Below are 10693 nucleotides of genomic sequence, written 5' to 3'. Positions count from 1 at the left end.
TCGACCTGCGCGGCGAATCCTACGGCCTCCTGATCGACCAGATCGGCGAGGTGCTGCGCCTGCCCGAGGACGGCAAGGAGGAGAACCCCGTCAACCTCGACCCCCGCATGGCCAAGCTCGCCGGCGGCGTCCACCGCCTCGACGGCCAGCTCATGGTCGTCCTCGACGTCGATCGCGTCCTCGAGCTCGAAACCAAAGTGCAGATGGCGGCGTAAGCCAACGAAAACATCGAAGCCGGAGAACCAAAATGAAAACGTGTTTGGTCGTCGATGATTCCAGCGTCGTACGCAAGATCGCACGCCGGATCCTGGAAGGCCTGGAATTCGAGGTGACCGAGGCCGAGGACGGCTCGAAGGCGCTCGAGATCTGTCGGCGCAAGCTGCCCGATGCCGTGCTGCTCGACTGGAACATGCCGGTCATGGACGGTTTCGAGTTCATGGGCCACATGCGCCGCCTGCCCGGCGGGGATCAGCCCAAGGTCGTGTTCTGCACCACCGAAAACAACGTGGCGCATATCGCTCAGGCACTCTCTGGCGGCGCCAACGAATACATCATGAAGCCCTTCGACAAAGACATCATCGCCGACAAGTTCGCTGAAGTTGGTTTGATCCCGGTCGGACAAGCCATGGTCTGAGTGTGTCTGGCCCAAAGTGTTTGGGCCAGAGTGTTTCCAGTACAGCTTCGAAGAGGCCATCCGTGACCCCGACCGAGTACGAGTATCTGCGTAAGTTTCTGAAAGATAATTCCGGTCTCGACCTGTCCGCAGACAAGCAATACCTGATCGAAAGCCGCCTGCTGCCGCTCGCCCGCAAGGCCGGGCTTTCCGGCATCGCCGAACTGGTGCAGAAGCTGCAAGCCGGCTCGCGCGCGCTGATCACCGACGTGGTCGAAGCCATGACCACCAACGAGACCTTCTTCTTCCGTGACAAGGTCCCCTTCGATCATTTCCGCGACCACATCATGCCGGAGGTCATCAAGGCGCGCGCCGGCAAACGCAGCGTGCGGATCTGGTGTGCCGCCGGCTCGACCGGCCAGGAACCCTATTCGCTTGCGATGTGCCTGAAGGAGATGAGCGCGGCCCTCACCGGCTGGCGCGTCGAGATCATCGCCACCGACCTGTCGCAGGAGGTGCTCGAGAAGGCCAAGGCCGGCGTCTACAGCCAGTTCGAGGTGCAGCGCGGTCTGCCGATCCAGATGCTGGTGAAGCATTTCAAGCAGATCGGCGAGACCTGGCAGATCAATCCCGAATTGCGGGCGATGGTCCAGCACCGGCAGCTCAACCTGCTGCACGATTTCGCCCAGCTCGGCACCTTCGACGTCATATTCTGCCGCAACGTGCTGATCTATTTCGACCAGGGCACCAAGATCAACATCTTCAACCGTCTGGCGCGCCAGATCGAGCCGGATGGTTTCCTGGTGCTGGGCGCCGCCGAAACCGTGGTCGGACTGACCGATACGTTCAGGCCAATTGCGGAGCGGCGCGGCCTCTACAGGCCGAACGACCCGCGTGCGGCAGCGGCCAAGCCGGTTCTCGCCGCAGTGGCGCCGCGCATGGCGGCGATGGCGGGACGCTAAGCATGGCTGAAGATGGCAAGGGCGCGGAGCGCGTGACGTTCAGCCGAGGTTATGATGTCTGCATCATGGCTATCGACGGCACCTGGCGGCGTGACTGCAAGCTCAACGCGATCTCCGACACGGACGCCGTTCTCACGGTGGAGGGCTCGATCCAGGGGTTGAACCTGAAAGAGTTTTTCCTGCTGCTGTCGTCGACGGGCCTCGCCTACCGTCGCTGCGAGCTGGTCCGCGTCAACGGCGCCGAAATGGACATCCAGTTCCTGCGCGGCAAGAACAGGAAGAAGCGCGGTAGCGCCGGCGGCCACGACGCCGCGGCGTGATCTGGCCGCAGCCGTCGCCGCTTTTTTCGACACCTTGTTTCACAATTGCTGAAAATATCCGAATCAATTGGCCGCAGCAGCTTTACGCGGCCTAAGCGCGACCCGTGTATCCATCGAAGGTCTCAATCTCAGGATACGGCAATGCCCAGAAGTCCTCTTTCCCCCATCCCGTCAAACCTGCCCGACGTCGCCGAGCGGCGTGCGCTTCAGCTCCTGGTGGTCGACGACGACGCCACGCAGCGCCGCCTGATCACGGTCGCGGCCAAGCAGGCCGGCCACGAAGTCACCGTGGCGCCATCCGTGGCGGATGCGATCGAGAAGCTGCGCGCTGGGCGCTTTGATTGCGTGACGCTCGATCTGGTGCTGGAGGATGGCGGCGGCATCGACGTGCTGCGCGAGATGGCGAGCGCGAAATTCACCGGCTCCGTGATCGTCATCAGCGGCATGGACGGCAAGCGCCGCAGTGCCGCCCGCAGCTTCGCCCGTTCCGTGGGGATCGAGCTTCAAAGTTTGCCGAAGCCGCTGGATCTCGCGGCGCTGCGCATCAGCCTCGCCAATCTGGGCAAGACCGCGATGGGGCTGCCGGCGATCCACACCTGGGGTGGTGTCGCCAACGACGCGATCGTGGAACGGCACCGCGCCTAAAGCGCGGAGCTGCCATGCGATCGGGCGCGGTCGCCCGCCGCGCTTCCGGATTCCGACAGGCATTGCAGGGCGTGGCCGAGGCCCGCCAGGCAGGCGTTGAGGGCCGCGTTCGCGATGGCATAACGGGGCGTGACGTCGTCGAGCAAGAAAACGCCCGCGGAACCTTCCGGATCGCTGCCGTGTTTTGGTCCATGGCCGCGGCGATCCGGCGCATGCTGGTCTCGATCTGTGCGATCAGCAAGCGAAGGTCTGCCGCAATCAACTCACGGCTCTCGCTTTCGGGCATTGCGACAGGAGGCGGCGTATCGGCCAAATTCAGCATGGATATTCTCCGTCTGATGCAATTAGGCGCCATGCCGCTACTTGTGCGTTAAGTCCATGTCCCGTACAAATACGGGTGGGCCGAATCCGCGCCGAACGCCACAAGTGTTGGCGCGGACGCTAGTCCTTCATGCCAACCGGATGTGGCAAATGGCCGAACAAAGCTCTCGCGGTGAAATCTTCGTGGTCGACGACGACCCTGCCGTCCGCGACACCCTGTCGATGGTGTTGAAGGCGGCGGGCTATGAGGTCATCTGTTTTGCGGACGGCGCAGCGCTGCTCTCCGTCGCGCGAAACCGCACACCGGCTGCGATCCTGCTCGACGTGCATATTCCCGGAAAGTCGGGTCTCGACATCCTGAAGGAGTTGCAGGGCGAGGATTATCCGGCGCCGATCTTCATGATCTCCGGGCAGGGCGACATCGCGATGGCGGTGGGCGCGATCAAGGGCGGCGCGCTCGACTTCATCGAGAAGCCGTTCCGCGGCAGCGAGATCGTCGGCCGGCTCGACGAGGCGATCGGCGCCTATGCGCGCAGGCAGGCGGAGAACGCGTCTCCGAAATTCGGCTCGCTGCATTTCCCCGGACGCGAGCCGTTGACTCGGAGGGAACGCGAGGTGCTGGAGCAATTCGCCTCCGGCGCCTCCAACAAGGAAGCCGGCCGCACGCTCGGCATCAGCCCGCGCACGATCGAGGACCACCGCGCCAACATCATGAAGAAGCTCGGCGCGCGCAACGCCGCCGACCTGATCCGCATCGTGATGACCGCGGCCCAGCGCGCCTCGTAGCTCGCAAGGTCTTTTTCTCTCGTGCCCCGGACGCGGCGCGTCACGTAGTGATGCACTGCCGAGCCGGGACACGCGATGGCGCCCTATGCTTGCAGCGCCTTGCGGATGATCCGCGCCAGATCCGATTTTCGATAGGGCTTTGCGAGCAGCAGAACACCCGAATCCAGCCGGCCGTGGTGGATGATCGCGTTCTCGGTATAGCCTGACGTGTAGACCACCTTCAGATCGGGGCGCGTCTTCTGAAGCTCGTCGGCGAGCTGCCGTCCGTTCATCTTGCCGGGCATGATGACGTCGGTGAACAACAGGTCGAACGGCTTTCCGGCGGCGACGATCGCGAGCGCCTCGGCGGCGTTTGCGGCCTGCAAGGTGACGTAACCCAGCGAATGCAGTTGGGCCAGCACGTAGTCCCGCACCAACCGGTCGTCCTCGACGACCAGAATCGTCTCGTGTCCACCCTCGATCGTCGCTGGCGTCACGCCCTCGCCGACCGCTGTCGGCGTCTTGCCGGGCGGCAGATACATCTTGATCGTGGTGCCGTGGCCCTCCTCGCTGTAGATCTTGATGTGACCTGCGGACTGTTTGATGAAGCCGTAGACCATCGAAAGCCCGAGCCCGGTGCCCTTGCCCGGTCCCTTCGAGGTGAAGAAGGGCTCGAACACCCTGGTCAACATGTTCGCAGGAATCCCGGTGCCGGTGTCGCTCACGGCGATCAGCATATAGTTCCCCGGCGGCACGTCGTTCGCGCTGGCATACGCCTCGTCGAGATAGGCGGCGCCGGTCTCCAGGATCAGCTTGCCGCCGCCGGGCATCGCGTCGCGAGCATTGAGCGCGAGGTTCAGGATCGCGGTGGTGAGCTGGTTGGGATCGACGATCGCGACGCAATTCTCGTCCTCGAACACCGATTCGATCTGGATCTGCTCGCCCAGCGTCGGCCGCAATAGTTTCGCGGTGTCGACGATCAGCGAGTTGATGTCGATCTCGCGCGGCTGGAGCGGCTGCTTGCGTGCGAAGGCGAGCAGGTGCTGGGTCAGATCGGCGCCGCGCGCGGCGGCCTCGTCGATCATCTTCGTGATGGCCGCAAGCTGCGGCTCCTTCGCGACCGCCTCCGCGAGAATCTCGATCGTCCCGGTGATGACGGTGAGAATGTTGTTGAAGTCATGCGCCACGCCGCCGGTCAGCTGGCCGACGGCCTCCATCTTCTCGGCATGGCGGATGCGCTCCTCGGCGGCGATCTTGTCGGTGAGGTCGCGGTAGAAGACGTTGAACAGCAGGCCCTCGCGGCGCTTCAGGGCGGTGACGCTCAGCTCGGCCTTGAATTCCTTGCCGTCCCGGCGGCGGCACATCAGCTCGCGGCGGCGGTTCAGCATCCTGCTGTCCATGTTCTCCAGGAATTGCTTCAGCCCCGCCCTGACCCTCTCGCGTTCACTCTCGGCGACGATGAGATCGATCGTGTTCTTGCCGAGCACCTCGTCGCGGCGCCAGCCGAACAGCTGCTCGGCCCGCGAGTTCCAGTTCAGGATGTTGCTGGTCTCGTCGGTCTGCACGAAGGCGTCGAGCGAGGTCTCGACGATGTTGCGGGCCAGCCGCTCGCTCTCGCGCAGCGATTCTTGCGCGAGCCGCGCTTCGGTCATGTCGCGTCCCGCAAAGAAGAAGCGATGCGCCGGCTCGGACCAGCTGCCGAGCCAGGACAGCCAGACCTCGCGGCCGCTCTTGTGGAAGCAGCGGGTGTCGGCGAGCTTGATGCGCTCGCCGCGGCGCATCGCGCGCATCTCGGCGCGGCACTGCTCCAGATGGTCGGGATGAATGAAGTCGGCGCCGCTGCGGCCGATCATCTCGTCCGGCCGATAGCCGAGAATGGTCTCGCTGCTCGGACTGATCTGCGCGATATGGCCCCGCGCATCCATGATCATGATCAGGTCCTGCGACGTCTCGAAAATCTGGCGCCGCTCTTCGAGCTGCTGCTGCAGCGCCCGCTCGGCGCGCCGCGCCTCGGTCAGGCTGCGCGCGCTCCCGGAGGCGCCGATGATCTCGCCCGACGGTCCCCTGATCGGCGACAGGCCGAGCGAAATCTCGACCGGCGTTCCGTCCTTGCGCAGGCGCACCGTCTCGAAGCGTTCGATCGGCTCGCCCCGCGCGATCCGCCGCAAATAGTCCTTGCCATGTTCGCGGCGATCGGGCGGCACAATGATCGACGTGGGCTTGCCGATCGCCTCATCCGCCGAATAGCCATAAAGACGCTCGGCGGCCGGATTCCAGCCCGTGATGATGGCATCGAGCGTCTGCATCACGATCGCATCGTCGGACGATTCCACCGCGGCACTGAACAGGTTCTCGCGCGCCGCGTGATGGCTTCGCGCGGCCTCGGTGCGTCGATGCTCCTCGACCTCTCGTTCGAGCGCGGCCGTTTTCGCCCGGGTTTCCTCGACCATCTGGGCAAAGGCCCGCGCCAGCACGCCGGTCTCGCCGCTGGCATCGACGGGTATGTCCGCCGGCCGGCCGCTGCCGATGGCCTCCACCGCCTTGGTCAGACGCCCGATCGGGCGGGTCAATGAGCGCGCCAGCAGAACTGCGAGCGCGGCCGCGGCGAGAACGGCAAGCACGCCGACGAGCAGGGACGTTTTTTGAATGGCGGCCGGCACGTGGCCGAAGACGGACGGGGGAATGGTCACGATGATGGCGACCCATTCCTTGCTCGCAAGCCGTGCCGGCGCGATGGCCGCACCGCTCGGCCGGCCCGACTCATCCGTTGTGAGCCGCGTGGCTACGTCCGACGTGCCGGCGAGGGCCGAGAAGAACGGAAAGTCATTGCGCCAATCGGTGGGATGGCCGTGCAATGAGCCGAATTCCCGCGTGCGGTCGGGGTGGACGAGATAGTCGCCGCGCGAATTCACGACGTACAGCTCTCCTCCCGAATTCCTGGTTGCGCGGATGCGGTCGAGCGCCGGGCGCATGTCGATATTGGCGATGACGATCCCGAACGGCTTGTTATCCGGCGTGAACAGGGGTGTCGCGATGCGAAGAGTCGGAACGTGCGGCTCCGTGGTCCCGCCCTGTCGCGTGGCGAGATCGACGGGCGAAACATAGATATCGCCCGGCGCCAGCCGTATCGTTTCCTGGAAATAGGTTCGCTCGCCCTTGCTCTCCAGTTCGTCGTCGGGGACGATCCGGGCCGTTCCATTCGGGCCGGAGCGGTCAACGCGGACCAGCTCGCGCTGGTTATCGTCGAGACCGATGATGCGAAACTGCCCATAGCTGGGCTTGGCATCGATCTCGGCGACAAGCCGCGCCGCGATGCGCTCGCGCCAGGTTTTCTCGGAGACGCCGTCGGAAGCGTCGATTCCTCCACCGAGGTGAGCGCGGATCAGGCCATTGATTGCCGCGGCGGAGCGATAGCCGGTCAAATCGCCGCGAGCACCGGCGACGTAGGATTCGAGATTGGCTGCGAGCAGGCGCGACTGGGCCTCGACCCGCTCCAGCACCCGCGGAATGACGGCCTGTGTGGTGTTGCGATAGCCGAGCCATCCGACTGCAGCCACGGTGACCGCCACCAGCAGGATCATCGCGATGGCCAGCCGCGTTGCCAGCGTCGTCGCAAGTCTCATGGGGATATTCGCAGGAATGGCCGTGGCGCGGCGCCGTTTCTGCCTTGAAGAGGAGGTGTTCTTGTCATCGGCGGCCGGAGCGGACATGGGCCCCCTCCGGCTCGCCCGCGGTCAGGCAATCATCGACCACGGCAAGCAGTGCGCCGGGTCGGAACGGCTTTCGCAGGCTTGCCAACGCGCCGAGCTTGGTCGCCATCTTCAGGAAGTCCGGCTCGGCATACGCATCCGGCGTAGCCGAACGGCCGGAGATGACGACGATCGGAATGGCCGGGGCCAGCGCCCGGATGTGACGCATCGTCTCCAGTCCATCCATGCCGGGCATGAAGATGTCGAGAAACAGCAGGTCGAACTGGAGGGCTTCGAACAACGCCAGCCCCTTGCGGCCATCGCCGGCGACCGTCACGTGATGACCAGCCCGTTCCAGCAGCAGCCGGATGGTGATCTGTACGGCCGGATCGTCATCCACGATCAGGATGTTGGCCACGTCTGAAATCCTCCGATATCGGATGGGAATGCCCCAGCGACCGCAAATCAAGCCATAAGGTATGAAACTGTTGCGCGGATTCTCGTCTGCCGGCAAGCACTTCGGAGCCGCTCCGGCCGGAGGCGCCGATTTATTGCGGTGCAGCGGCGGGTATGCACGCCTGAGTGCATATCAGAGGCTCGCCTTTGTCCTGCTCGGCGCCTTGCCGGCGATGGACAGCCTGTGAGAAGAGCAGGGCGAATCCTCCGGACAGACAAGAAACAAAATGACAAACAAGAAAAAGACACCCGACCAGCTCCGCAGCGCGCGCTGGTTCGCGCCCGACGATCTCCGCTCGTTCGGCCACCGCTCCCGCGCGATGCAGATGGGCTACGCGCCCGAGGAGTGGAAGGACCGCCCGATCATCGCGATCCTCAACACCTGGTCGGACGCACAGCCCTGCCACATGCACTTCAAGTCGCGTGTCGACGACGTCAAGCGCGGCATTCTGATGGCCGGCGGCCTGCCGCTGGAATTGCCTGCGCTGTCGCTGTCGGAATCGCTGCTGAAGCCGACCACCATGCTCTATCGCAATCTGCTGGCGATGGACGCGGAGGAACTCTTGCGCAGCCATCCCGTCGACGGCGTTGTGCTGATGGGCGGCTGCGACAAGACCACGCCGGCACTGCTGCTCGGCGCGACCTCGATGAACGTCCCGGCGATCTATCTGCCGGCCGGCCCGATGCTGCGCGGCAATTGGAAGGGCAAGACGCTCGGCTCCGGCTCCGATGGCTGGAAATACTGGGACGAGCGCCGTGCCGGAAAGATTTCTGAGAAGGACTGGCTCGATATCGAGGCCGGCATCGCCCGCAGCTATGGCACCTGCATGACCATGGGCACGGCTTCCACCATGACCGCGATTGCCGAGGCGATCGGCATGACGCTGCCCGGCGCTTCCTCGATTCCGGCTGCCGACGCCAACCACATCCGCATGGCCAGTGAATGCGGTCGCCGCATCGTCGAGATGGTCTGGGAGGATCTGACGCCGAAGGTGATCCAGACCCGCAAGGCGTTCGAGAACGCGATTGCGGTGGCGATGGCGATGGGATGCTCCACCAATGCGATCATCCATCTGATCGCGCAGGCCCGCCGCGCCGGCCAGGACATCGGCCTCGACGATTTTGAGAAGGCCAGCCGCAAGGTGCCCGTTATCGCCAACGTCCGTCCCAGCGGCGCTACGTATTTGATGGAAGATTTCTTCTATGCCGGCGGCCTGCCGGCGCTGATGGGCCAGATCAAGCCGCATCTGCATCTCGACTGCATCACCGTCACCGGAAAGACGCTGGGCGAGAACATCGAGGGCGCCGAGGTGCATAATGCCGACGTGATCCGCTCCGTCGACAATCCCATCTATAAGGAAGGCGCGCTCGCCGTGCTCAAGGGCAATCTCGCGCCCGGCGGCTGCGTCATCAAGCCCTCCGCCTGCGCGCCGCGCTTCCTCAAGCATACCGGCCCCGCGCTGGTGTTCGACGATTATCCCTCGATGAAGAAGGCAGTCGACGATCCCAATCTCGATGTCACCGAGGATCACATCCTCATCCTGCGCAATGCGGGGCCGCAGGGCGGGCCGGGCATGCCGGAATGGGGCATGCTGCCGATCCCGACCAAGCTGGTGAAGCAGGGCGTGCGCGACATGGTGCGCATCTCGGACGCGCGCATGAGCGGCACCAGCTACGGCGCTTGCATCCTGCACGTCTCGCCCGAATCCTATATCGGCGGCCCGCTGGCGCTGGTGCAGAACGGCGACCGCATCATGCTGGACGTTGCCGCACGCACCATCAATCTCGATGTCCCCGAAGCCGAGCTGGCAAAACGCCGCGCCGCCTGGAAGCAGCCCGAGCGCCGATTCGAGCGCGGCTATGGCTGGATGTTCACAAAACACATCAAGCAGGCCAATGACGGCTGCGACTTCGATTTCCTCGAGACCGGTTTCGGCGCGCCGATCGGCGAGCCGTCGATTTATTGATGCGTCGTTCCGGAGCGCGAAGCGAACCCGGAAGCTCGAGATTCCGGGTTCACTCGCTAACGCGAGTGCCCCGGAATGACAGATGAGGATATACAAATGACAAAACTCAGCGAAGCCACCCGCAACAAGCTCAAATCCGTTTCCACCGCCACGGTCGCCACCGCCTTGTTCAAGCGCGGCCTGCGCATCCAGATGATCCAGGATGTGCATCCCGTCGGCGCGGGCCAGCCGACCATGGTCGGCGAGGCCTTCACGTTGCGCTACATGCCGGCGCGCGAGGACCTCAACACCATGGACGTCTTCAGGGATCGTTCCCATCCGCAGCGCAAGGCGGTCGAGGATTGCCCGCCGGGTGCCGTGCTGGTGATGGACAGCCGCAAGGACGCGCGGGCGGCCTCGGCCGGTGCGATCCTCGTCACACGGCTGATGAAGCGTGGCGTCGCCGGCGTCGTCACCGATGGCGGCTTTCGCGACTCCGCCGAGATCGCCAAGCTCGGCATCCCCGCCTATCACCATCGTCCCAGCGCGCCGACCAATCTGACGCTGCACCAGGCGATCGAGATCAACGTCCCGATCGGCTGCGGCGATGCGCCGGTGTTCCCCGGCGACGTCATCCTCGGCGATGCCGACGGCGTGATCGTGATTCCCGCGCACCTCGCCGATGAGATCGCGAACGAAACTTTTGAGATGACTGCGTTCGAGGATTTCGTCACCGAGGAGGTCGGCAAGGGCCGCGGCATTTTTGGTCTCTATCCCGCCACTGATCCGCAAACGCTCACCGATTTCGCGGAATGGCGGAAGAAGAACGGTCGCTAAGGCCCGCACTGCTCTAGGGTCCGGACTCAATTGATCCACCAAGTAACGGCGGCGACCAAGAGGATGGCCGAGAGGAAGTTGTCGGCTCGCTTGTCGTAGCGGGTCGCAATCCGCCTGAAGTCCTTGAGGCGGCAAAACA

At 64.3% G+C, this 10693-nt stretch carries 10 protein-coding genes and 2 pseudogenes; 8 read left to right on the top strand and 4 right to left on the bottom strand.

The genetic code is table 11. The features are described from left to right. The 5 genes from EAV90_RS38280 to EAV90_RS38260 all read left to right on the top strand — a co-directional run. A partial coding sequence (locus tag EAV90_RS38280; RefSeq protein WP_208738585.1) for a chemotaxis protein CheW occupies positions 1–215 on the top strand: 215 nt, incomplete at its 5' end. A 32-nt stretch (positions 216–247) separates the two neighbouring features. Then, the gene (locus EAV90_RS38275) at positions 248–634 is read left to right on the top strand and encodes a response regulator (RefSeq protein WP_129146386.1); all 387 of its coding nucleotides are present in this window, start codon (positions 248–250) and stop codon (positions 632–634) included. Positions 635–696: 62 nt separating this feature from the next. Continuing rightward, entirely contained in the window at positions 697–1575 is an 879-nt protein-coding gene (locus EAV90_RS38270) for a CheR family methyltransferase (protein ID WP_129146385.1), read from the top strand. 2 nt (positions 1576–1577) lie between these two features. After that, complete coding sequence (locus tag EAV90_RS38265) at positions 1578–1895, top strand: PilZ domain-containing protein (protein WP_122400451.1); 318 nt, start codon at positions 1578–1580, stop codon at positions 1893–1895. A gap of 141 nt (positions 1896–2036) precedes the next feature. Next, the gene (locus EAV90_RS38260; RefSeq protein ID WP_129146384.1) at positions 2037–2540 is read left to right on the top strand and encodes a response regulator; all 504 of its coding nucleotides are present in this window, start codon (positions 2037–2039) and stop codon (positions 2538–2540) included. On the opposite strand, the pseudogene EAV90_RS41070 reads toward EAV90_RS38260, so the two are convergent. Continuing rightward, positions 2537–2862: pseudogene (locus EAV90_RS41070) on the bottom strand (hypothetical protein). The gene EAV90_RS38260 and the pseudogene EAV90_RS41070 sit on opposite strands and share 4 nt — an antisense overlap. 149 nt (positions 2863–3011) lie before the next feature. Here EAV90_RS41070 and EAV90_RS38250 point away from each other — a divergent pair. After that, positions 3012–3647 (top strand): response regulator transcription factor, encoded by a 636-nt coding sequence (locus EAV90_RS38250; RefSeq protein WP_129146383.1) that lies wholly within the window; start codon positions 3012–3014, stop codon positions 3645–3647. A gap of 83 nt (positions 3648–3730) precedes the next feature. Here the strand turns inward: EAV90_RS38250 and EAV90_RS38245 are convergent, their stop codons facing one another. Further along, positions 3731–7336 carry a PAS domain S-box protein gene (locus EAV90_RS38245; protein ID WP_129146382.1) on the bottom strand — a complete coding sequence of 1202 codons (3606 nt, stop codon included), beginning with the start codon at positions 7334–7336 and terminating at the stop codon, positions 3731–3733. Beyond that, positions 7314–7733, bottom strand: coding sequence for a response regulator (locus tag EAV90_RS38240; protein ID WP_129146381.1), 420 nt, complete (start codon positions 7731–7733; stop codon positions 7314–7316). The genes EAV90_RS38245 and EAV90_RS38240 overlap by 23 nt, the downstream gene beginning before the upstream one ends. A gap of 265 nt (positions 7734–7998) precedes the next feature. Between EAV90_RS38240 and araD the strand changes: the two genes are divergently transcribed. Both araD and EAV90_RS38230 read left to right on the top strand, forming a co-directional pair. After that, positions 7999–9738 carry an L-arabinonate dehydratase gene (gene araD, locus EAV90_RS38235; protein ID WP_129146380.1) on the top strand — a complete coding sequence of 580 codons (1740 nt, stop codon included), beginning with the start codon at positions 7999–8001 and terminating at the stop codon, positions 9736–9738. Between the two features lie 96 nt (positions 9739–9834). After that, positions 9835–10554, top strand: a complete 720-nt coding sequence (locus EAV90_RS38230; RefSeq protein WP_129146379.1) for a ribonuclease activity regulator RraA — start codon at positions 9835–9837, stop codon at positions 10552–10554. 26 nt (positions 10555–10580) lie between these two features. Here the strand turns inward: EAV90_RS38230 and EAV90_RS38225 are convergent. Next, positions 10581–10693: pseudogene (locus tag EAV90_RS38225) on the bottom strand (IS5/IS1182 family transposase); the annotation flags it as partial.

This window comes from Bradyrhizobium vignae (assembly GCF_004114425.1).
GTDB classification, from domain to species: domain Bacteria; phylum Pseudomonadota; class Alphaproteobacteria; order Rhizobiales; family Xanthobacteraceae; genus Bradyrhizobium; species Bradyrhizobium vignae.
The sequence above is the reverse complement of the archived record's forward strand: the minus strand, read 5'-3'. Positions and strand labels throughout refer to the sequence as shown.